This is a genomic window from Streptomyces sp. NBC_01717 (genome assembly GCF_036248255.1).
Lineage (GTDB): Bacteria > Actinomycetota > Actinomycetes > Streptomycetales > Streptomycetaceae > Streptomyces.
Genome location: NZ_CP109178.1, coordinates 7,110,707 through 7,132,500, shown reverse-complemented (window position 1 = coordinate 7,132,500; position 21,794 = coordinate 7,110,707). Strand labels below are relative to the sequence as shown.

Here is a 21,794-nt window from a genome sequence, read left to right as displayed (position 1 = left end):
TTTCGGCGTGTTCACCACATTAGTCGATTTCCTTGGCGGCTCATAATCGAGTCGATGGGTTCGAATTTCGGCATGCCGAAATCGCACCCGTCAGGGTGAATCGAAGGTAGTGGTTGGCCGCTTCCGAGTGCTCAGGCTCGGTCCGATGGACCGTGCCGACAGCAGTACCCGTTCAAGCGGCTCGGACTACGTTAGGCGGCCGGCAGGGTCGAGTCAAGTTGCGCGGCGGCGTGGCGCATGGGGTCGATAGGGGCTCACGGTCGGATCGCCGTCGATCCAGAAGCGCCAGGGATGCAAGGCACCGTCGCCTCCCACGCCGGTGCGAGGCCCGTTGCGTACCTGGTCGGGGGGTGGCGGGGTGCCGTTGAGTACGGACAACGAAGCACCCGGGTGGGCGATGGCGTCGGTGCCGTTCAGGGCTTTGTCGATGTCCAGGGCCGTGGCCAAGCGGGCTGGACCTTTGGCCAGTTCTCTGTCATTGCGGGCCGAGAATCGACGTTTGCGGCTGAGCTCGGCGCCCACGCGGATCTCACCGGCCCGGAGCAGTACGCCGCTCGCCAAGCCCTCGGGACCGCACACCAGGTTGAGGCAGTGCCACATGCCGTAGGTGAAGTAGACGTACGCATGGCCGGGCGGTCCGTACATCACGCTGTTGCGGCCGGTGCGGCCGCGGAAGGCGTGGGAGCCGGGGTCGATCTCGCCCGCGTACGCCTCCACCTCGGTGAGGCGGAGTTCGATGGGGCCGTCGGCGGTGTCCCGTACCAGCGTCCGGCCCAGCAGGTCGGGTGCCACGTCCAGAACAGGGCGGTCGAAGAAATCGCGTGTCAGCGGCGTACGGTCCAAGCCCTCGATCATGGCGATCGAGGTTACCGGGAACCGACTACGGTCGTGGCGCGTATGTACGGGTCAGGACCAAGGAGGAGTAAACATGGGCTTCAAGCGGCTGCTCGCGAGCATGGGTGCCGGTGGCGCTTCGGTGGAGACGGAGCTGACCGAGCTCAACGTCGTACCGGGCGGGGTCGTCCAGGGCGAGGTGCGGATCCAGGGCGGTTCCGTGGCGCAGCAGATCGAGGGACTGTCGGTCGGTCTGCAGGCGCGCGTCGAGGTCGAGGGCACTGACCAGGAGACGAAGCAGGACATCGAGTTCGCCAAGCTGCGGCTCGGTGGTGCGTTCGAGGTGCAGGCCGGTGCGGTGCACGTCGTGCCGTTCGGGCTCGAGATTCCGTGGGAGACGCCGATCACGATGTTCGCCGGTCAGCACCTGCACGGCATGAACATCGGTGTGACGACCGAGCTGGAGATCGCTCGGGCGCTGGACTCGGGCGACCTCGACCCGATCAATGTGCACCCGCTGCCGGCGCAGCAGGCGATCCTGGACGCGTTCGGGCAGCTGGGCTTCGGCTTCCGCAGCGCGGACATGGAGCGCGGTCACGTTCGCGGTACGCGTCAGCGGCTGCCGTTCTACCAGGAGATCGAGTTCGTCCCGCCGCAGCAGTACCGGGGACTGAACCAGGTCGAGCTGACGTTCGTCGCGGACGACCGCGAGATGGATGTCGTCCTGGAGATGGACAAGAAGCCGGGGCTCTTCAGTGAGGGCAGCGACTCGTACCGGGCGTTCAAGGTCGGCCTGCACGACTTCCAGGGGACCGACTGGGCGGCATACCTCAATCAGTGGCTGGCCCAGGTCGGCGGTCAGCGCAACTGGCTCTAGGGTCGGTGGCGAGTTACCGGAGCCGATCAGGAGAGGTGTTGACGTGACCGAGCCGAAGAGGCCGCCGCTTCCGCATGACTTCCATCCCGAGGTGCCGTCGTTCACGGTGGTGAGCGAGGACCTCGCCCCTGGGGCCGTGCTGGCCGACGCCCAGGTGTTCGCGGCCGGGAACACCTCGCCGCAGCTGCGGTGGGAAGGGTTCCCGGCGGAGACCAAGAGTTTTGCCGTGACCTGCTTCGATCCAGATGCCCCGACGGGCAGCGGGTTCTGGCACTGGGTCGTCTTCGACATCCCGGCGTCTGTCACGGAGCTGCCGGCCGGTGCGGGCAGCGGGAAGTTCGACGGGCTGCCCGAGGGCGCCGTTCAGGTCCGTAACGACTACGGGTCGAAGGAGTTCGGCGGTGCCGCGCCGCCGCCCGGGGAGAACCACCGCTACGTCTTCACCGTGTACGCGGTGGACACCGGGAAGCTGGGGGCCGACAGCGATGTGTCGCCGGCGGTCGTCGGCTTCAATCTGCGGTTCCACACGCTGGGACGTGCTCAGCTGATCGGTGAGTACCCCGGTCCCGCCTAGTACTCGGTGAGCTTAGAGTTCCCCTGCTGTTTGCCCTGCCCTGGTCTTGGAGAGATCAGGGCAGGGCATTTTTTATTGCGTTGTCCATCACGGCCTGCCCAGCCAGAGTTGATCCGGGCCTGCCGGGGGGCGGGCGGCACACGGGAGGTGGGCGAAATGCGGGACACGCTGGTTCTCAACGCGAGCTTCGAGCCGCTGTCGACAGTGACGCTGAACCGTGCGGTGGTGCTGATCCTGCAGGACAAGGCTGTCGTCGAGCAGTCGCACCCCGATCTCCGTATGCGTGGCGCCGCCGTGGACATTCCGGTGCCCCGCGTGATCAGGCTCTGCCGGTACGTACGGGTGCCGTTCCGAAGACAGGCGCCGTGGTCCAGAAGAGGTGTGCTGATACGGGACCAGCACCGGTGCGCGTACTGCGGGCGGCGGGCGACGACCGTCGACCACGTGGTGCCGCGGGCCCAGGGCGGTCAGGACACCTGGCTCAACACGGTGGCGTCCTGCGCGGAGGACAACCACCGCAAGGCGGCCCGGACGCCGGAGCAGGCGGGGATGCCGTTGCTGCGGGAGCCGTTCGTCCCGTCGCCTGCGGAGGCGATGCTGCTGGCGATGGGAGCCGGTGAGCGGTCGGCGCTGCCGGAGTGGCTGGACCGGACTGCGGCGTAGGAGACGTACGTACAACGCCGTACCGGAAGCCCGTCTTCGTGCGTAAGAAGGCGGGCTTCCGTGTGTCTGTGGACGCACCTTCTCCGATGCGGGGTTGCAGGATGGCGTCCGGCGCCTGCCGGCCTGATCGGTGCGGGGTGCACTGATCAGGTCCGGGGTGTGCGTGTCAGTCGACCGGGGGTTCCTCGCGGCGCTCCTTGCCGGTGTTGAAGCCCGGGACACCGGTGCCGAGGTTGCCGAAGGCGCCGCTGAGGCCCTTGAGGGCGTCGCCGATCTCGCTCGGCACGATCCAGAGCTTGTTGGCGTCGCCTTCGGCGATCTTCGGGAGCATCTGGAGGTACTGGTACGAGAGGAGCTTCTGGTCCGGGTCGCCGGCGTGGATGGACTCGAAGACCGTACGGATGGCCTGGGCCTCGCCCTCGGCGCGCAGGGCCGCGGCCTTGGCCTCACCTTCGGCACGCAGGATCGCGGACTGCTTCTCGCCCTCCGCGGTGAGGATCGCGGACTGCCGCGTTCCTTCCGCCTGGAGGATCGCTGCGCGCTTGTCCCGGTCGGCGCGCATCTGCTTCTCCATCGAGTCCTGGATGGAGGTGGGCGGCTCGATCGCCTTGAGCTCGACACGGTTGACGCGGATGCCCCACTTGCCGGTGGCTTCGTCGAGGACTCCGCGGAGCGCGGCGTTGATCTCCTCGCGGGAGGTCAGGGTCCGCTCCAGGTCCATGCCGCCGATGATGTTGCGGAGGGTGGTGACGGTGAGCTGCTCGATGGCCTGGATGTAGCTGGCGACTTCGTACGTCGCGGCGCGCGCGTCCGTCACCTGGTAGTAGATGACGGTGTCGATGTTGACGACCAGGTTGTCCTGGGTGATCACCGGCTGGGGCGGGAACGGGACGACCTGTTCACGGAGGTCGATCCGGTTGCGGATGGTGTCGATGAATGGAACGACGATGTTCAGGCCGGCGTTGAGCGTACGGGTGTAGCGGCCGAAGCGCTCCACGATGGCTGCGCTGGCCTGCGGGATGACCTGGATCGTCTTGATCAGGGCGATGAAGACGAGCACCACCAGAATGATCAGGACGATGATGATCGGTTGCATCGTGTTCCTCGTGCCCTTCGGTTGCCGACGGATCGCGATGATCGGGGTCGGATCTCATGAGGTCCGGATCTCATGATGATCGACATCGAGTCTGGCAGACCGCGGTCCGCCGTGTGTGCGGTTCGGTCACATGACGACGGCGGTGGCCCCGTCGATGTCCACGACATCCACGTGCCGGCCGGGTTCGAAGCTCTGCTCTCCGTCGTACGCGCGGGCGGACCAGATCTCGCCGGCCAGCTTGATGCGGCCGCCGTTGCCGTCGACCCGCTCCAGGACGACGGCCTGACGGCCCTTCAGCGCGTCGATGCCGGTGGCGAGTCGGGGCCGGTCCGCGCGGTGTCTGGCGGCGATCGGGCGGACCACCGCGATGAGCGCGACGGAGACCACGACGAAGACCAGGACCTGGGCCACGATGCCGCCGCCGAGCGCCGCGACGACTGCCGCGGCGACCGCTCCGACAGCGAACATCCCGAACTCGGGCATCGCGGTCAGCACGAGCGGAATGCCCAGTCCGACCGCGCCGATCAGCCACCACACCCACGCGTCGATGTCCACGTGGTCATGGTAGGACCGCGGGTCCCTTCGCCGACAGGGTTGCGATCAGGACATTCAGGACAGCGGAAGGCCGTGCGCGGTGTATCGCTCGCCGGCGTGCTCGACGATGAGCGGCAGACCGAAGCAGAGGGAGAGGTTGCGGGAGGTGAGCTCGGTCTCCATGGGGCCCGCGGCAAGGACCTTGCCCTGACGGATCATGAGGACGTGGGTGAAGCCCGGGGCGATCTCCTCGACATGGTGGGTGACCATGATCATGGAGGGGGCGAGCGGGTCACGGGCGAGCCTGCCGAGGCGGCGGACCAGGTCCTCGCGGCCACCGAGGTCGAGACCGGCGGCGGGTTCGTCGAGGAGGAGCAGCTCGGGGTCGGTCATCATGGCGCGAGCGATCAGCGTGCGCTTGCGCTCGCCCTCGGAGAGGGTGCCGAACTTCCGGTCGAGGTACTCGGTCATGCCGAGCCGGTCGAGGAAGGCGCGGGCGCGGTCCTCGTCGACGGCGTCGTAGTTCTCGTGCCAGGTGGCGGTCATGCCGTACGCGGCGGTGAGTACCGTCTGCAGGACCGTCTGGCGCTTGGGAAGCTTCTCGGCCATGGCGACACCCGCGATGCCGATCCGGGGGCGCAGATCGAAGACGTCGGTGCCGACGCCGCCGAGCTGTTCGCCGAGGATCTTGGCGGTGCCCTTGGTCGGGAAGAGGTAGCTGGACGCGATGTTGAGGAGAGTGGTCTTGCCGGCGCCGTTCGGGCCGAGGATGACCCAGCGCTCCCCCTCCTTGACCGACCAGGAGACGTCGTCCACCAGAGCGCGTCCGTCGCGGACCACGGATACGTCCACCAGCTCCAGTACATCGCTCATGAGCGCGTTGTCTCCCCATACAGTCTCGAGATCGTCGCGTGCCTGTGGGCACAGCTCCCAGGGAAAACCTACGCCACCCCAGGAGTGCTCCAGCTCTTAGGTCCGGTTCCCTAGGCTGTTCCCATGCTTTCGGAACCACGCTCAGGGCTGCTGGCCGCATGGGGCAACGCGCTTCTGGCCGGACTTGTGTCGCCGGACGATGCGGCGCTCGCGATTGTCGGAGAGGACGCGGTGCACCGCGTCGAGGGATTGCCCGGTGAGGCGGGGCCGGTCGGGCTCACGCTCGCGCTGGGGCGGCTGCGGGGGCTGGGGGCGACAGGCTTCCGGGTCGCGCTGCCGGTGCCGGGGCATCCACTGGGGCTCAGCGGTCCGCCGGAATTCAACGCGCGGGCGTTGGAGTCGGAGGAGGCGGTGATCGCATCCGGGGTGCCGTACGGGCTGGTGCCGGAGGTCCGGGAGGTGGGGCCGGCCGGGGATCTGCATGTCGAGGTGGTGTGGCGCTGTCTGCCGGTACGGGAGGCGCCGCCGGCCGATGTGCCGTCGCTGAGCGAGGCGGAGCGCGAGCTCGCCGAGGCCTTGCGGGATGCGACGGCGGTGTTGTCGCGGCTGGACGTGGCCGGCTCGGGGCCGGTGGCGGAGGCAGCGGTGGACGCGTACCGGGCGCGGGCGGAGCGGGGGCGGGAGGTGCTCGCTCCCGGGTATCCGCCACGGGCGGTACGCGTGCTGGAGCTGGCTCAGCGGGTGGGGCTGCTGATCTCCGTGGCGTACGAGAACGGGCACGGCGGGGCGGTGAGCGCGTCGGAGATCGCCGCGCGGGCGGATGCGCTGCGGCCGGTGGAGCGAGTGGCCCGGCGGGCTCAGGTGGCCGCGTACAACGCTTATGTGGAGAGCCGGGAGCGGGGGTAGCCGACGGGGTGGAGCACCGGGCCGTCCGGTGGCCGCTGTTGTCCTCGACCGCCGGAACTGATTGATGGTTCAGGTTGATGGACCGCCACTTGGGATGCGGCGCCGCATGGTTGATGCCGGACGTGCCCTCGGTGGGCACCGTCCGGCATCAACTGGCTTGTGCTGGTCAGCCGTTCAGACCGAAGTTGCCGAAGGCCGGGTTGAGCAGGCCGATCACGTTGACCGTGTTGCCGACCACGTTCACCGGGACATGGACCGGGACCTGGATGACGTTGCCGCTGACCACGCCCGGGGAGTGGGTCGCTGCGCCGTGGGCGCCCGCGCCGTGGCCGGTGGCGGAGGCCGCGCCCGCGCCTGCGGCGATGATGCCACCGGCGATCACGGTGACAGCAGCGGCCTTCTTCAGGTTCTTCACTTCAGGATCCTCCTAGCGTCGCTGCGGCCAGCCGCCGCAGCACGCCATGGAGAACGCTCCCGGGCCGAACAGGATGCGCCGTATGGGTGACATACACCCGACAGTATGAATCTCAGCCCGGAGGGAACCGGTCCGCTTCAGTCCTGATCAGCCCGCCACCCCATGCCGGACGGCCCAGAGGGCGGCCTGGGTCCGGTCCGACAGATCCAGCTTCATCAGAATGTTCGAGACGTGCGTCTTGACGGTCTTCTCGGAGAGGACCAGCGCCCTGGCGATCTCACGGTTGGAACGGCCGTCGGCGATCAGGCCCAGGACTTCCTGCTCCCGTTCGGTGAGGGTGCTCCCCCGGCCCGTACCGCCGCCGGCGTCCTCCTGGGCGAGCAGGGCTCCGGCGACCTCCGGCTGGAGCAGGACATGGCCCGCGTACACCGAGCGGATGGCGCCGGCCAGTGCGTCCGGGTCGACGTCCTTGTATACGTAACCGGAGGCACCCGCGCGCAGGGCAGGGACCACCGTGCGCTGCTCGGTGAAGCTGGTGACGATCAGCACCTTGGCCGGGTTCTCCAGCTGCCGGAGCTTGCGGAGCGCCTCGATGCCGTCCGTGCCCGGCATCTTGATGTCCATCAGGACCACGTCGGGGTGCAGCTCCTCGCTTCTGGCCACGCCCTCCGCGCCGTCGGCCGCCTCGCCGACGACCTCTATGTCGTCCTGGATCTCCAAGAACGTACGCAGACCGCGGCGGACCACCTGATGGTCGTCGACCAGCAGCACCCTGATGATCTTGTCAGCCACCGGGTACCTCCATCTCGATCGTGGTGCCCTTGCCGGGCGCCGATTCAACGGTGAGCGTTCCACCGACACCGCTCGCGCGGTCCCGCATCGACACCAGACCCAGATGGCGGCCGGCCTGCCTGGTTGCCGTGGGTTCGAATCCGCTGCCGTCGTCGGTGATCCGCAGTACCGTGCCGGAGCCGCGCCGGGCCAGCGTGACGTCGACCTGGTCGGCGCCCGAGTGGCGCAGCGCATTGTGCAGGGCTTCCTGGGAGACCCTGAGCAGCGCCTCCTCCTGGGCGGCGGGCATGGCCCGCACGCCGAGGCTCTCGAAGGTGACCCGGGCGGTGTGGGCGCGGTCCAGGACCTGGATCTGGGTACGGAGCGTCGCGACGAGGCCGTCCTCGTCGAGCGCGGCGGGGCGCAGTTCGACGACGGCGGCGCGCAGTTCGTCCGCCGCCTCGGCGGCCAGCGCGGCGACCTGCTGGAGCTCGCCCTTGGCGCGGGCCGGGTCGCGGTCGACCAGGGCTGCGGCGGCCTGGGCCGTCAGCCGCAGGGAGAACAGCTTCTGGCTGACCGCGTCGTGCAGCTCATGGGCGAGCCGGGACCGTTCCTCGACGATGGTGAGCTCACGGCTGCGCTCGTACAGCCGGGCGTTGGTGAGGGCGATCGCCGCGTGCTGGGCGAGGATCGACAGCAGCTCCTCGTCCTGTGCGGTGAAGCCGCAGCCGCCCTGTGGCTTGGGGCACCGCTTGTTGGCGAGGAAGAGCGCGCCGATGATTTCGTCGCCGTCCCTGATCGGCAGGCCGAGGAAATCGGACATGTCGGGGTGGGCGTCGGGCCAGCCCTCGAAGCGGGGGTCCTTGCGGACGTCGGCGAGGCGCTGGGGCTTCGCCTCGTGGAGCATCGCGGCGAGGATGCCGTGCTGCCGGGGCAGCGGGCCGATGGCCTTCCACTGCTCGTCGCTGACGCCGTCGACGACGAACTGGGCGAAGCCGCCGTGGTCGTCGGGGACACCCAGGGCCGCGTACTCGGCGTCCAGCAGATCGCGGGCCGAGGCGACGATCGTCTTCAGGACGTCACGCATTTCGAGGTGCCGGCTCATGGCGAGCAGCGCCGCACTGACCGCTGCGAGGCCCGACGGTGGGCTGTGACTCATGGCCCTCACCGTACCGGCGGGGTGGCCGCGCCGTATCGGCCTGTGGACGGCGGCTGCTCAGGGCGCTGGACCTAGGTCGAAGTTCCTTGCGGGGTGCGGCTCACGGCCGAGGCGCGGCGCGTGGAGGCATTCCTACGTTGGCTGTGCCGAGGGTTCATCGGCCCTTGCCGACGCAATAAGGGGACGGTTGTCATGCCTGTCGCGATGATCACGGGTGCTTCGAAGGGGCTGGGCCGTGCGCTGGCCGCGGCGCTCGCACAGCGGGGCTGGGATCTGGTGCTGGACGCCAGGACCGCCGGGGTGCTGGAGGGGACGGCGAAGGAGCTGGCGGGGTACGGGAGGCGAGTGGTCGCGGTGCCCGGGGATGTCACGGACGCCGGGCACCGCGGGGAGCTGGTGGCCGCCGCCGGGGAGCTCGGCGGACTCGATCTGCTGGTGAGCAATGCGAGTGCGCTGGGCGCCGAGCCGCTCGTACGGCTCGACGCGCTGCCGCTTGACGGGCTGCGGCAGGCGCTGGAGACCAATCTGGTCGCGGCGCTCGGTCTGGTGCAGGGGGCGTTGCCACTGCTGCGGGCCTCGGCGGCGGGCGCGGTCGTGGTGGTGAGTTCGGATGCGGCGGCGGAGCCGTACGAGACCTGGGGCGGTTACGGGGCGTCGAAGGCGGCACTCGACCAGCTGGCCGCGGTGCTGGGGGTGGAGGAGCCGGGGCTTCGGGTGTGGGCGGTCGATCCGGGAGACATGCAGACCGGTCTCTATGCGGCGGCGGTACCGGACGACGACGATCCGCGACCGCTTCCCGAGAGTGTGGTGCCCACGTTCCTGCGCCTGCTGGATCGGCGGCCGGCGAGCGGGCGGTACGCGGCGCCGTGGCCGGCGGAGTCGGGGCCGGACGATCCGGAGCGGGCCGGGTCGGCGTTGTCGGGGAGGGGACTGTGACCGCACTGGAGGCGTTGCGGGTGCCCGCGGAGCTCTCGGCGCGGGCCGGCGGAGCAGCGGGGTGCGGGACGTGATGACGTACGGCTGCTGGTGTCGCGGGGGCAGGAGGTCTCGCACCATGCGTTCCGGGAGCTGCCGGCGCAGCTGCGGGCCGGGGACGTACTCGTGGTCAACACGTCACCGACGTTGCCCGCCGCGGTGAACGGCCGGGTGGGCGGTGCGCGCGTCGTCGTGCACTTCTCGACACGGGGCGAGGACGGACGGTGGGCGGTGGAGCTGCGCCGCCCGGACGGGACGGGAACGACGGTGCCGCGCCGCGGTGGGCCGGCCGGGGCCGTCGTCCGTCTGCCGGGCGGCTCACAGCTGGTGCTGGAGGAGCCGCTGAGCGGCGCGGGGCCGCTGGGTGCGACGGTGGGGGCCAGGCTGTGGTGGGCGCGGGTGCCGGTGGACGTGCCGGGGCTGCTGCGGCGGTACGGGCGGCCGATCCGTTACGGCTATACGGAGCGGGACCAGCCGCTGTCCGCGTATCAGACGGTCTTCGCCGTGGACTCCCCCGACGGGAGCGGATCGGCGGAGATGCCGAGCGCGGCTCGGCCGTTCACCACGGGGCTGGTGGCCGCGCTGGTGAGCCGCGGCGTGCAGTTCGCGCCGCTGACGCTGCACACAGGAGTGGCGTCGGCGGAGGCGCACGAGCCGCCGTACCCGGAGCGCTTCGCCGTGCCGCGCGCGACGGCCTGGCTGGTCAATGCGGCGCGGGCGGGCGGTGGGAAGGTCATCGCGGTCGGTACGACGGCGGTACGCGCGCTGGAGTCGTCGGCGGGGCCGGACGGGGTGGTGCGCGCGGCCGCCGGCTGGACGGATCTGGTCGTGACGCCGCAGCGCGGCGTGCGTGCGGTGGACGGGCTGCTGACCGGGCTGCACGAGCCCGAGGCCTCTCATCTGCTGATGCTGGAGGCGGTCGCGGGGCGGGCGGCGCTGCAGTGCGGATACTCGGAGGCGCTGCGCCATCGGTACCTCTGGCACGAGTTCGGGGACGTGCACCTGCTGCTCCCCGACCCGGAACATGACACTCCGAATTGCTGAAGCAACTGACGGCGAGGTTGTTACACGGCCGATGTGAGGCCGCACATAGGACCCACGTCACTTACGAAGCCCGCTAGTGGATACCCAAGTCCCACATCAGTCGGGATGAGCCCGGACCGCCACGTCCGAGCGGGTCCGCGATCCACTATCCGGGGTCGTACGTCACATAATTGCCTCAGCGTTTTGCGGCCGCTAAGAATTGCTCTCGTCCCCGACGGAGATGCGAACCCGTCGCATCCGTCTTCGTCCTCCGTGAGGACCCCGCAATTCGAAGAGGTACGACTGCATGTCCACGTTCAGCATCCACAGCCGTCTTCGTCGTCTGAGCAAGACCCAGAAGCTCTCCGCCGCTGGAGTCTCCGCCGCCGCCTGCGCCGCCCTCTCGCTCTCCCTCGTCCCGGCTCACGCCGAGACCCCTGCCGAGCCGCAGGCCTCCTCCGCCGCACCGGTGGTCATCGCCGGGCTCCCGCAGGCCAAGACCATCCAGGCCAGCATCATCGAGCAGCACTCCACCGCCGAGAAGCTGGTGAAGGCCGCTGACGCCGTCAAGGCGAAGCACGCCGCCGCCGCCAAGGCGAAGGCCAAGGCTAAGGCCGCCGCGAAGGCCAAGGCCGCCGCGAAGACGAAGGCGAAGGCCGCTGCGAAGGCCAAGGCCGATGTCGCGAAGCGGTCCTCCCAGGCCGCCAGCCGCTCCGCGGCCCGCACCCCGGTCTACGCCGACAACCTGAACGGCTGGATCACCGAGGCGCTGGACATCATGAAGGCCCACGGCATCCCGGGCTCGTACGACGGCCTGCACCGCAACATCATGCGCGAGTCCACCGGTAACCCGAACGCGGTCAACGGCTGGGACGTCAACGCCCAGAACGGCACCCCGTCCTGCGGCCTGCTGCAGGTCATCCAGCCGACCTTCAACGCGTACCACGTCTCCGGTACCTCGACGAACATCTACGACCCGGTCGCCAACATCACCGCCGCGGCCAACTACGCCGCCGACCGGTACGGCTCGATCGACAACGTCAACAGCGCGTACTGATCAACCGGATACGCCATGCATAACGCCGAAGGGCGGCACCCCATTCCGGGTGCCGCCCTTCGGCGTTCCGTGCGTGCCGTGCTGCCGTGCACGCTGCGCCGCCGCGCTACTTGCGCATGACCTCCGGCTCGTGGCGGCGCAGGAGGCGCGCCACCGCGAAGCCGCAGATGATGCCGAGGAACAGCAGCACCGCGACGTTCATCCCCCACTGACCGGCCGTGTGCTCCCACAACGGGTCGAGGTCGGTCGGGTTCTTCTGGTCCCACGGCGGCATCAGGTGCGCCAGGTCGAGCGTCGAGCCCGCGGCCGCGATGGCCCAGCGGGACGGCATCAGCCAGGCGAACTGCTCCAGGCCGGGCGATCCGTACACCTGGAAGAGGATGCCGGTGAAGACGACCTGGACGATCGCGAACATGACCAGCAGCGGCATGGTCTTCTCGGCGGTCTTCACGAGCGAGGAGATCACCAGGCCGAACATCATCGAGGTGAAGCCCAGCGCGATGATCGTGACGCAGAGCTCGACGGCCGGCGGCATGATCAGGCCCTCTTCGGGCAGGTCGCGAGTGGCGAAGCCGATGCCGCAGATGATGACGCCCTGGATGGCCGTGATCATGCCGAGGACGATCACCTTGGACATCAGATAGGCGGAGCGGGAGAGGCCGGTGGCCCGTTCCCGTTCGTAGATGACGCGTTCCTTGATCAGTTCTCGTACGGAGTTGGCCGCACCCGAGAAACACATGCCGACCGCGAGGATCAGCATGATGGTTCCGGCGTCTCCGTTGAACTTCGACGGCGGCTTCGGAGGGGCCAGGCCGAAGTCGGCGGGGATGACCACGCTGACGATGCCGAGGACCGCGGGCAGGATCACCATCAGACCCATGAAGCCCTTGTCGGACGCGATCACCGACACGTATCGGCGGATCAGCGTCCACAGCTGCGTCATCCAGCCCTGCGGCTTCGGCGGGCGCATCTGCTGCGGCGGCGGCATGTGTACGGACTGTGCGGCGACGGCGTCGATGTCCGCGGCGTACATCTGGTAGTGCTGCGAGCCACGCCAGCGGCCCGCCCAGTCGTAGTCGCGGTAGTTCTCGAACGCGGAGAAGACGTCGGCCCAGGTGGTGTAGCCGAAGAAGTTGAGTGCTTCCTCCGGCGGACCGAAGTAGGCGACGGAACCTCCCGGCGCCATGACGAGCAGCTTGTCGCAGATCGCCAGCTCGGCAACCGAGTGCGTGACGACGAGGACCGTACGGCCGTCGTCGGCGAGGCCGCGCAGCAGCTGCATGACATCGCGGTCCATGCCCGGGTCGAGGCCTGAGGTCGGCTCGTCCAGGAAGATCAGCGACGGCTTGGTGAGCAGCTCGAGGGCGACGGAGACACGCTTGCGCTGGCCACCGGAGAGCGAGGTGACCTTTTTGTCCTTGTGGATGTCGAGCTTGAGCTCGGCGAGGACCTCATGGATCCGGGACTGGCGCTCGGCCTCGGTGGTGTCCGCGGGGAAGCGCAGCTTGGCCGCGTACTTGAGGGCCTTGGTGACCGTGAGTTCCTTGTGCAGGATGTCGTCCTGCGGGACCAGGCCTATGCGCTGGCGCAGCTCGGCGAACTGCTTGTACAGGTTCCGGTTGTCGTAGAGGACGTCGCCCTGGTTGGCGGGCCGGTAGCCGGTGAGCGCCTTGAGCAGGGTGGACTTGCCGGAACCGGACGGGCCGATGACCGCGATGAGCGACTTCTCCGGGACGCCGAACGAGACGTCCTTGAGGATCTGCTTCCCGCCGTCGACCGTCACCGTGAGGTGCCGGGCGGAGAAGGAGACCTCACCGGTGTCGACGAACTCCTCGAGCCGGTCGCCGACCAGACGGAACGTCGAGTGACCGACACCGACGATGTCGTTCGGACCGATCAGCGCGGAGCCGGACTTGTGGAGCGGCTGACCGTTGACGTACGTGCCGTTGTGGGAACCGAGATCGCGGATCTCGAAGCGGCCGTCGGGGGTCGCGTGGAACTCGGCGTGGTGGCGCGAGACCTGGAGGTCGGAGACGACGAGTTCGTTCTCCAGCGCACGGCCGATGCGCATCACACGGCCGAGGTCCAGCTGGTGGAACGTGGTCGGGCTGCGGTCGCCGTAGACCGGCGGGGCCCCCGCGGCACCGCCGGGACCACCTGCGCCGGGTGTCTGTGCCATGCCCTGCTGGTGCGGCACATGAGGCTGCTGGTGCTGGGCGTGCTGTTGCGGCCGGCCCTGCGGCTTCTGCTGCCAGTCCTGCTGCTGGTACTGGGGCTGCTGCGACGCGGGATCCGGCCAGCCGGCTCCACCCTGCTGGGGCTGCTGGGCGGGGGCCTGCTGCGCACCCGCACCCTGACCGCTGTACACATCGGCGCCCGCGGCGGATCCGCTGAAGCTCAGCCGCGGTCCGTCAGTGGCGTTGCCCAGGTACACGGCGGAGCCCGGCCCGATGTCCATCCGGTGGATCCGCTGACCCTGCACATAGGTGCCGTTGGTGGAGCCGTGGTCCTCGATGAACCAACTGCGGCCCCCCCAGCTGATCGTGGCATGCCGCCACGACACCCTGGCGTCGTCGATCGACAGGTCACCCTGCGGATCGCGCCCCAGGGTGTACGGCCTGGACGGATCGAGCGTCCAGGTCCTTCCATTCAATTCCAGTACGAGTTCCGGCACTCCGCGCCCCACTAGTTGTCCCCCGAGTTACCCCCATCACAGGGAGTCTAGGGATGCTGAACATCGTGGGGAACTATTCCAGGAGCAGTCCCCGATACGAAAGTCGGGCCGGTTCGGGACCGTGACGAGACCTGCGCCCACGCGCCGTTGACTCGGGAGAAACATACTCGGAGAGTGGTAAGCGTCCATGAGTGCGTACGGATCATGAGCGAATAGGTCAACTCAGGGCATCTCGGTGCGAATTGAGGGGGTCCTGATGGCCAGGGACGTGCGCGGGGGCGGCGACGGTACGGGTCATATCCCTTGGGGAGACGTGGTGTTGTCCGCCATCGCCTCGGTCGGGTGGGCGATGGTCGCGATGGCGGGCACGGCGGCCCTGGGACTGCATCTGCTCGGCGCCGACTCGGCCGGGGCACTGGGGCCGATGACGGCGGCCGTGGTGGTGCTGGGGGCGGGCGGATCGGTCTCTCCGTCGGGCGACGTCTCGGCGTTCGGGCTGGACGGTGCCGAGGCGCACGCCGCCCTGTCGGTCACACCGCTGGGGGTGGGGCTGGCCGGTGCGCTGTTCCTCTCCTTCTTCTTCCTGCGGTCGCTGCGCCGGGCGGGAGCGGTCCTGCCCGGCGCCGAACTCGCGGTCCGCGCGGGGGCGGTGGTGGTGGTGTTCGTCGCCGTGCTCGGCGGGCTGGCCTGGGCCGGTCACGATGTCGTGACGATCGACGGTGCGTCGCTGGGTCTGGACGAGGTGCCGGGGGCGGACGGCGATGTCCCCGGTGCGGCCGGGGGCATCGGGGACCTGCTGCCCGGCGGGCTCGGCGATCTGGGTGACCTCGGCGGGCTGCTGCCGGACCGGCTGGCGGATCTCGCAAGGGCGCAGGCCCATGTCGGCTTCACGGTCGACACGGTGAAGTCGCTGGCGGGCGGGGCCTGCTGGGTGCTCGGGGTGCTGGTGATCGCAGTTCTGGCCTCGCGTCGTACGCCGTTGCCGTCCCGTCCGGCACGGCTGCACCGGACCGTACGTCCGGCGGTGTCCGCGCTGGTGTCGGTGCTGCTCGTGGCGGTGGTGGCCGGGTGCGCGGCCGCGGCGTACGCGGCGGCCGGTGACGACCACCCGAAGCGGATCGCGGGCGCCGCGCTGCTCGGGGCGCCGAACGGGACGTGGCTCGGGGTGCCGCTCGGCCTCTTCGTGCCGTGGGACGGACAGGCGACCGGCGAGCTGGCCGAGCTGCTTCCCGATCCGCTGGACGAACTGCTGCGGATCTCCGCCGACGAACCGGTGACGGTCGGGCGGCTGGCCGAACTGGACCACCGGGTCTGGCTGCTGGCGGTCGCCGCCGCGGTGATGATGCTGTACGCGGGGGTGCTGGCTGCGACACGTACCGACCGGGGAGAGGCGACCGCCGCCCGGTTCGCGGGGCGGTGTGCGCTGCGGCTCGCAGGCGTGACGGCGGCGGCCCTGCCGCTGCTGGTGTGGCTGACGCAGGTGTCCGCGGACGGATCGCTTTCGGTGCTGGGCTTCGATGCGTTCGGGGCCGGGATCGAGCTGCACGGGCATCCGGGGGCGGCGGCGGTGCTGGGTGCGGTGTGGGGTGCGGGTGCGGGTGGGGTGGGGGCACTGGTGGCATGCGGGGCGGGAGCGGTGCCTGCGGTTCCGGCGCGGTCGTCGGGCCGGGGTGGCGACGAGGGCGGTGGAGGTGATCCGGTGCCCGGGCCGTACACGCCGTCGCGGCCGTACCGGCCGTCGCACGAGGAGACCAACCCGTATCTGCGCCCGCATCCGGCGGACGCGATCCATGGGGCGCCGACGGTGGCGGGTCCGATCGTCCCGCCCACCGCGCCGAAGGTGCCGCCCCCGGGGCCCGGGCCGGCGCCGCGGGACGGTGTACCGCCCGACCGGCCGCCCGCGCGGGGGTGAACGTGTCTCCCCGACCGTCGGGCGGGCGCGAGAACGCCAGGTGAAAGCTCCGTTCCCGAGCGCCGGACCGGCTTGGAAACGCGCCGGTCGGGAATCCCTTCCCGGTGTCCGGTCCGCGGGACGGGGCTTCGGGCGTGTGAGGCGGACCGATACGGTGGAGGCACCATGAGCGCATCTCAGCCCCCTCAGTCTTCCCCGTCTCCTGAGCCCCCTGAGGCCCGTCAGGGCATCGACACCCCCACCCTTCTCGTCAAGATCTTCGGCAAGGACCGTCCCGGCATCACCGCCGGGCTCTTCGACACGCTCGCCGCCTACGCGGTCGATGTCGTCGACATCGAGCAGGTCGTCACCCGTGGCCGCATCGTCCTGTGCGCGCTGGTCACCGCTCCTACCGGTGGCAGCGCCGCGGCCGGCACCACCGAGGGCGATCTGCGGGCGACCGTGCACAGCTGGGCCGAATCGCTGAAGCTGCAGGCCGAGATCATCTCCGGGACCGGTGACAACCGGCCGCGTGGTTACGGGCGCTCCCATGTGACCGTGCTCGGACACCCGCTGACCGCCGAGTCGACCGCGGCCATAGCGGCCACGATCACGTCGACGGGCGGCAACATCGACCGGATCTTCCGGCTGGCGAAGTACCCGGTCACGGCCGTCGAGTTCGCCGTGTCCGGCACCGCCACCGCCGAGCTGCGGACCGCACTGGCCACCGAGGCCGCCGGGATCGGGGTCGACGTCGCCGTCGTATCGGCCGGACTGAGCCGCCGTGCGCAGCGGCTGGTCGTCATGGATGTCGACTCGACGCTCATCCAGGACGAGGTCATCGAGCTGTTCGCGGCCCATGCCGGCTGTGAGGACAAGGTCGCCGAGGTGACCGCGCAGGCGATGCGCGGCGAGCTCGATTTCGAGCAGTCGCTGCACGCACGGGTGGCGCTGCTGGCGGGGCTCGACGTGTCGGTGGTGGACAAGGTGCGTGCCGAGGTGCGGCTGACGCCCGGCGCCCGCACGCTGATCCGTACGCTGAAGCGGCTCGGCTACCAAGTAGGCGTGGTCTCCGGCGGGTTCACCCAGGTCACCGACGATCTGAAGGAACGGCTCGGGCTCGACTTCGCCTCTGCCAACACTCTGGAAGTGGTCGACGGCAAGCTCACCGGCCGGGTCGTCGGCGACATCGTGGACCGGGCGGGCAAGGCCAGGCTGCTGCGCAGCTTCGCCGAACAGGCCGGGGTCCCGCTTGCGCAGACCGTCGCGATCGGTGATGGCGCGAATGACCTGGACATGCTGAACACGGCCGGCCTCGGGGTCGCCTTCAACGCCAAGCCGGTCGTCCGCGAGGCCGCGCACACCGCGGTGAACGTGCCGTTCCTGGACACCGTGCTGTATCTGCTCGGGATCACCCGCGAGGAGGTCGAGGCCGCCGACGGTCTCGTCGACTGACCGACCGGTCTCGTGCCTCGCGTACGGGAGAGGCCCCGGCACGTGACCATGTGTCCCGTGCCGGGGCCTCTCCGCGTACTGCGGCGTGGTCAGTCGTTCGGCGTCCAGTACTCGACGAGCTTGCCCACCCCGTGCTCCACGCCCTTCCAGGAACCGGAGAACTCGATCACGGCGAACGCGGCGGTCGGGAAGCCGCCACGGGTCATCCGGGCCATGGTCTCGCCCTCCGCCGAACCGGCCAGGGCGTCCGCGACGGCATGCATGCCGGGGTTGTGGCCGATGAGGAGCAGGTTCTGTACGTCGTCGGGGGTCTCGTTGAGCAGGGCGATCAGCTCGCCGAGGGAGGCCTCGTACAGTCGCTCCTCGTACACCGTCCTGGGCCGGTGAGGCATCTCGTGCACCGCCAGCTTCCAGGTCTCGCGCGTCCTGACGGCGGTCGAGCACAGGGCCAGATCGATGACGATGCCGGAGTCGACGAGTTTGCGGCCTGCCACGGGCGCATCCTTGCGGCCACGCTCCGCGAGCGGCCGCTCATGGTCGGAGTCCTGCGACCATTCCGCCTTTGCATGCCTGAGTAGGACGATCCTGCGAGGTGTATCGACGCTCATACACCTCAGCTTCGCACGAAATGAGCCGCCCGGCGCAGGGTGTTGGAGGGCTCCCCCACTGCGGGTGAACGGGGTCAGCGGGCCAGCAGGTCCACGATTCGCTCGAGCAGCTGACCGATCGCCGAGTCGCCCGTCGCGGCGTGCGCCTCGCCGGATCCGGAGATCAGCAGCAGCAGTGCGGCGAAGCCGACCGCGGGCAGCGCGACGGCCCACCACGGCAGCCTGACCTCGACACCGGCCGAGGCCGGGCGGGGGGATCGGGTGTGGGTACGGGCCGCCATGTCCGCCTCCGTGGGCCAGTCGGTTCTGATACCCAGAACTTACGGATGCGGGGGTGCCGGTCCCATCCGGCGACCCACCCACTTCACCCTGACCCTGGCCCCCTAGGGGATGGTGGTGCTGGCCCCACCATCGGCCCCGGCGGCGGAACGCGCGAGGAGTGCGGGCCGGGAAGGAGGCGGCGGCGGTCCGAGGCGGCGGCGGGAGGCGTCAGGGGGAGGCGACCGAGGCGATCACTCCGATGATCACCGTGATCAGGAGCATCGCCCCGAGCACGAGGAGAAGCTTCTTCTGACCGTTCTGGGGATTCGGATCGAGAACTGGCATGGGGCCAGTCTCGCATCTCAGCATTCGTCCTCGATCGTCCGGTCCCGCCCGGCCAGGATCCCCGCCACCATCTGCGGCACCATCAGGCCCGCCATCAGCGCGATCGGCAGTCCCCAGCCGCCGCTGTGCTGGTACAGCACGCCGACGAGCAGCGGACCGGGGATCGAGATCAGATAGCCGGTGGACTGGGCGAACGCGGACAGCCGGACCACTCCGGCGCCGCTGCGGGACCGCATGCCGATCATGGTGAGGGCGAGCGGGAAGGCACAGTTGGCAATGCCGAGGAGCAGCGCCCAGGCCCAGGCGCCGGCGGCCGGTGCGAAGTAGAGGCCCGCGTAGCCGACGAGGCCGCAGGCGCAGAGGAAGACGACGATCGGGCCCTGGTTCTTCATCCGGGCGGCGACCCGCGGGATGACGAAGGCGAGTGGCACACCCATGGCCATGGTCACGGCGAGCAGGACGCCCGCCGTGCCTGCCGAGACCCCGGCGTCGCGGAAGATCTGCGGCATCCACCCCATGGCGATGTACGCAGCGGTGGCCTGCAGACCGAAGAAGCAGGCGAGGCCCCAGGCCGTGCGGCTGCGGGTGATCCGCAGTGCCGGGGCATCACCGTGCTGCTGGGCCGTGGCGTGTCCGGGGGCGCCGCGACCTTCCCGCATCAGCGGGATCCAGGGCAGGACCGCGACTGCGGCGAGCACGGCCCAGACTCCGAGGCCGGCCTTCCAACTGCCACCGAGCGCATCGGTCATGGGCACGGTGACGGCTGCGGCGAGCGCGGTGCCGAGGGCCAGCGCCATCGAGTAGAGGCCGGTCATGGAGCCGACCCGGTCCGGGAACCAGCGCTTGACGATCACCGGCATCAGGATGTTGCTGACGGCTATGCCCATCAGGGCGAGGGCACTGGCGGCGAGGAACCCGGCCGTGGAGCCGACGAACGGCCGGATCACCAGACCGGCCGCGATGGCGACCATCCCTGCGCAGACGACCGCACCGGGGCCGAAGCGGCGGGCGAGACGCGGCGCCATGATGCCGAAGACCGCGAAACAGAGCGGCGGCACGGAGGTGAGGACACCGGCGACGCTGCCGCTCATGTGCAGCCCGTCCCGTACCTCTTCGAGAAGGGCGCCGAGGCTGGTGATGGCGGGGCGGAGGTTGAGCGCGGTGAGGACGAGACCGACGGCGACCAGACGGAGCGCCCAGGGGGTCGGGCCGGAGGCGGTCTGCGCGGTCTGCGGTGCCGGGGAGTCCATGGCGGAGGCGGTCGCCGTGGCGGTGTGCGGACTCTGGGGCCGGGTAGCGGTCCGGGTCTGGGGCTGGGTCTCGTCTTCGGGCATGAGGTCCATCATAGAATCATGGGATGATTGGTTGTCCACTCGTCCGAGAGCCTTCGGAAACCTCCGGGAAGCCCGGGAACCGGAGAATCCGGAAGCCCCGAGGATCCGAGCAAGGAGCATCATGGCTTTGACGTCCCCGCGACGGTCGGCACTCGCCGACCAGGTGATCGCACAGCTGAGGAATCAGATCACCTCGGGCGAGTGGCCCGTCGGTTCGCGGATTCCGACCGAACCCGAGCTGGTGGAGCAGCTGAGCGTGGCCCGTAACACCGTCCGCGAGGCGGTGCGCGCGCTCGCGCACAACGGGCTGCTGGACATCCGGCAGGGGTCGGGCACATATGTCGTCGCCACCAGTGAGCTGGCCGGCGTGATGCACCGCCGGTTCGCTTCCGCCGACCCGCATCATGTCGCCGAGCTGCGGTCGACGCTGGAGTCGTCAGCGGCCCGGCTGGCCGCCGCCCGCCGCACCGAGCGGGACCTGAAGCAGCTCGACGCGCTCATGGCGCGTCGCGAGGAGACCTGGGCCGCGGGCGACGCCGAGGCGTTCGTGGCTGCGGATGCGACGCTGCACCTGGCCGTGGTCGCCGCCTCGCACAATGACGTACTGACGGGCCTCTACGCCGACCTGGGGGATCTGCTGCGCGACTATCTGCGGGTCGATGTCGGGCACGAGCTACGGCCGGAGAACCATATGGACCATGCGCGGCTGGTCGAGGCGATCCGGGCCGGTGACGCGGAGACGGCGGCCACCGAGGCCGCGAGTCATGCGCTCAGCTGCCTGGTGGACCGGGTCTGATCCGAATGTTCCGGAAGAGCCGGAAGAGGGATTCCTTCGTCTAAGGGCTGTCCCGTAATCCCTGGTGGATAAGCGCGCGGCGTCAGATGCGGTGCATCGCAAGGCGGAGGGGCGTCCTCATAGTGGGCGTATTCGGGCGTTCCGACAACGCGGCGAGGTGCCGTAGCTGTCGTCGCGCGCCCGCCAGGGATTTCGGGACAGCCCTTAGACCCGTTGGTGGGTGATCCAGACGGAGGCGACCTCCTTCCAGCAGCGATCGTCGAGCCGTACCGTCTGCCCGGGGGCGACGTCGACGGGTATGCCGTCCGCGTCCACGTCCCACCAGCGGTCGCATTCGGTGTGCAGCTGTACCCGGTCGTTGGTGGGGTACGGGTTGTGGCAGTAGGCAACCACCCAGGAGCCCTGGACCGACGTACGGCAGTCGGCGCCGTGCGGGTCCGGGACCGGGGCGGTCGGCGCGGACGCCCCGGGCCACCCCAGGCCGGATATGCCCAGGGGGACGACAAGTGCGGCGACGGCGACCGAGGCCGCCAGCAGGGCCCAGGTTCGGCGACGTATGGGGCGCACAGCGACCTCCTCCCCGCAGCCTGACCAAAAGTCCGGTTCCACCACATTCTGCGGTGCATCGACCATCTTTTCGACCTGAGCGGCGAACGGCCGGGCGGGGACGCAC

22 protein-coding genes and 1 pseudogene are annotated in these 21,794 nt (G+C 69.8%); 10 read left to right on the top strand and 13 right to left on the bottom strand.

The genetic code is table 11. From position 1 onward, the window contains the following. Window positions 1-213: 213 nt before the first annotated feature. The gene (locus OHB49_RS32330) at window positions 214-855 is read right to left on the bottom strand and encodes a DNA-3-methyladenine glycosylase (protein WP_329164493.1); all 642 of its coding nucleotides are present in this window, start codon (window positions 853-855) and stop codon (window positions 214-216) included. Between the two features lie 73 nt (window positions 856-928). On the opposite strand from OHB49_RS32330, the gene OHB49_RS32325 reads away from it, so the two are divergent. The 3 genes from OHB49_RS32325 (at window position 929) to OHB49_RS32315 (ending at window position 2,948) form a co-directional block, all read left to right on the top strand. After that, window positions 929-1,711 carry a sporulation protein gene (locus OHB49_RS32325; protein ID WP_030974430.1) on the top strand — a complete coding sequence of 261 codons (783 nt, stop codon included), beginning with the start codon at window positions 929-931 and terminating at the stop codon, window positions 1,709-1,711. Between the two features lie 43 nt (window positions 1,712-1,754). After that, window positions 1,755-2,285: a YbhB/YbcL family Raf kinase inhibitor-like protein gene (locus tag OHB49_RS32320; RefSeq protein ID WP_030974432.1), complete on the top strand. Its 531-nt coding sequence runs from the start codon at window positions 1,755-1,757 to the stop codon at window positions 2,283-2,285. Window positions 2,286-2,441: 156 nt separating this feature from the next. Next, the gene (locus OHB49_RS32315) at window positions 2,442-2,948 is read left to right on the top strand and encodes an HNH endonuclease (protein ID WP_030920231.1); all 507 of its coding nucleotides are present in this window, start codon (window positions 2,442-2,444) and stop codon (window positions 2,946-2,948) included. A gap of 166 nt (window positions 2,949-3,114) precedes the next feature. On the opposite strand, the gene OHB49_RS32310 is transcribed toward OHB49_RS32315, so the two are convergent. The 3 genes from OHB49_RS32310 to OHB49_RS32300 all read right to left on the bottom strand — a co-directional run bounded on the left by OHB49_RS32310 (window position 3,115) and on the right by OHB49_RS32300 (window position 5,451). Further along, window positions 3,115-4,044 carry an SPFH domain-containing protein gene (locus OHB49_RS32310; RefSeq protein ID WP_030920228.1) on the bottom strand — a complete coding sequence of 310 codons (930 nt, stop codon included), beginning with the start codon at window positions 4,042-4,044 and terminating at the stop codon, window positions 3,115-3,117. 126 nt (window positions 4,045-4,170) lie between these two features. Then, window positions 4,171-4,599, bottom strand: a complete 429-nt coding sequence (locus tag OHB49_RS32305) for an NfeD family protein (protein WP_030974434.1) — start codon at window positions 4,597-4,599, stop codon at window positions 4,171-4,173. Window positions 4,600-4,653: 54 nt separating this feature from the next. Next, entirely contained in the window at window positions 4,654-5,451 is a 798-nt protein-coding gene (locus tag OHB49_RS32300) for an ABC transporter ATP-binding protein (protein ID WP_329164491.1), read from the bottom strand. Between the two features lie 123 nt (window positions 5,452-5,574). Between OHB49_RS32300 and OHB49_RS32295 the strand changes: the two genes are divergently transcribed. Then, window positions 5,575-6,357, top strand: a complete 783-nt coding sequence (locus OHB49_RS32295; protein WP_313936609.1) for a hypothetical protein — start codon at window positions 5,575-5,577, stop codon at window positions 6,355-6,357. Between the two features lie 166 nt (window positions 6,358-6,523). On the opposite strand, the gene OHB49_RS32290 is transcribed toward OHB49_RS32295, so the two are convergent. The 3 genes from OHB49_RS32290 to OHB49_RS32280 form a co-directional block, all read right to left on the bottom strand. Further along, a complete protein-coding gene (locus tag OHB49_RS32290) occupies window positions 6,524-6,772 on the bottom strand; it encodes a chaplin family protein (protein ID WP_030974440.1) in 249 nt (82 codons plus the stop codon). A gap of 147 nt (window positions 6,773-6,919) precedes the next feature. Then, window positions 6,920-7,564, bottom strand: coding sequence for a response regulator (locus OHB49_RS32285; protein WP_030974442.1), 645 nt, complete (start codon window positions 7,562-7,564; stop codon window positions 6,920-6,922). Beyond that, window positions 7,557-8,702: a GAF domain-containing sensor histidine kinase gene (locus tag OHB49_RS32280; protein WP_030974444.1), complete on the bottom strand. Its 1,146-nt coding sequence runs from the start codon at window positions 8,700-8,702 to the stop codon at window positions 7,557-7,559. The genes OHB49_RS32285 and OHB49_RS32280 overlap by 8 nt, the downstream gene beginning before the upstream one ends. A gap of 192 nt (window positions 8,703-8,894) precedes the next feature. On the opposite strand from OHB49_RS32280, the gene OHB49_RS32275 reads away from it, so the two are divergent. The 3 genes and pseudogenes from OHB49_RS32275 to OHB49_RS32265 all read left to right on the top strand — a co-directional run bounded on the left by OHB49_RS32275 (window position 8,895) and on the right by OHB49_RS32265 (window position 11,757). Next, a complete protein-coding gene (locus tag OHB49_RS32275; protein ID WP_329164489.1) occupies window positions 8,895-9,638 on the top strand; it encodes an SDR family NAD(P)-dependent oxidoreductase in 744 nt (247 codons plus the stop codon). Then, window positions 9,635-10,721, top strand: a pseudogene (locus OHB49_RS32270) (S-adenosylmethionine:tRNA ribosyltransferase-isomerase). Before OHB49_RS32275 ends, OHB49_RS32270 begins: the two are co-directional and overlap by 4 nt. A gap of 286 nt (window positions 10,722-11,007) precedes the next feature. Then, window positions 11,008-11,757 (top strand): transglycosylase SLT domain-containing protein, encoded by a 750-nt coding sequence (locus OHB49_RS32265; protein WP_329164487.1) that lies wholly within the window; start codon window positions 11,008-11,010, stop codon window positions 11,755-11,757. A 106-nt stretch (window positions 11,758-11,863) separates the two neighbouring features. Here OHB49_RS32265 and OHB49_RS32260 read toward each other — a convergent pair whose 3' ends face one another. Beyond that, complete coding sequence (locus OHB49_RS32260) at window positions 11,864-14,443, bottom strand: ABC transporter ATP-binding protein/permease (RefSeq protein ID WP_329164485.1); 2,580 nt, start codon at window positions 14,441-14,443, stop codon at window positions 11,864-11,866. A 244-nt stretch (window positions 14,444-14,687) separates the two neighbouring features. Here OHB49_RS32260 and OHB49_RS32255 point away from each other — a divergent pair, with 244 nt between their 5' ends. Continuing rightward, the gene (locus tag OHB49_RS32255) at window positions 14,688-16,343 is read left to right on the top strand and encodes a streptophobe family protein (RefSeq protein ID WP_329164484.1); all 1,656 of its coding nucleotides are present in this window, start codon (window positions 14,688-14,690) and stop codon (window positions 16,341-16,343) included. A gap of 165 nt (window positions 16,344-16,508) precedes the next feature. Beyond that, the gene (serB, locus tag OHB49_RS32250; RefSeq protein WP_030974454.1) at window positions 16,509-17,777 is read left to right on the top strand and encodes a phosphoserine phosphatase SerB; all 1,269 of its coding nucleotides are present in this window, start codon (window positions 16,509-16,511) and stop codon (window positions 17,775-17,777) included. 89 nt (window positions 17,778-17,866) lie between these two features. Here the strand turns inward: serB and OHB49_RS32245 are convergent, their stop codons facing one another. From OHB49_RS32245 to OHB49_RS32230, 4 genes are all read right to left on the bottom strand, one after another. Then, window positions 17,867-18,385, bottom strand: coding sequence for a SixA phosphatase family protein (locus OHB49_RS32245; protein ID WP_030920180.1), 519 nt, complete (start codon window positions 18,383-18,385; stop codon window positions 17,867-17,869). 74 nt (window positions 18,386-18,459) lie between these two features. Beyond that, on the bottom strand, window positions 18,460-18,666 hold the full coding sequence (locus OHB49_RS32240; RefSeq protein ID WP_030974456.1) for a hypothetical protein: 207 nt from the start codon (window positions 18,664-18,666) through the stop codon (window positions 18,460-18,462). A gap of 208 nt (window positions 18,667-18,874) precedes the next feature. After that, window positions 18,875-18,991, bottom strand: a complete 117-nt coding sequence (locus tag OHB49_RS32235) for an SGM_5486 family transporter-associated protein (RefSeq protein ID WP_267005888.1) — start codon at window positions 18,989-18,991, stop codon at window positions 18,875-18,877. A gap of 17 nt (window positions 18,992-19,008) precedes the next feature. Beyond that, window positions 19,009-20,241: a CynX/NimT family MFS transporter gene (locus OHB49_RS32230; protein ID WP_443079680.1), complete on the bottom strand. Its 1,233-nt coding sequence runs from the start codon at window positions 20,239-20,241 to the stop codon at window positions 19,009-19,011. Between the two features lie 205 nt (window positions 20,242-20,446). On the opposite strand from OHB49_RS32230, the gene OHB49_RS32225 reads away from it, so the two are divergent. Further along, window positions 20,447-21,121: a FadR/GntR family transcriptional regulator gene (locus OHB49_RS32225; RefSeq protein WP_329164481.1), complete on the top strand. Its 675-nt coding sequence runs from the start codon at window positions 20,447-20,449 to the stop codon at window positions 21,119-21,121. Window positions 21,122-21,325: 204 nt separating this feature from the next. Here the strand turns inward: OHB49_RS32225 and OHB49_RS32220 are convergent, their stop codons facing one another. Next, the gene (locus OHB49_RS32220) at window positions 21,326-21,688 is read right to left on the bottom strand and encodes a hypothetical protein (RefSeq protein ID WP_313936620.1); all 363 of its coding nucleotides are present in this window, start codon (window positions 21,686-21,688) and stop codon (window positions 21,326-21,328) included. Window positions 21,689-21,794 lie beyond the last annotated feature (106 nt).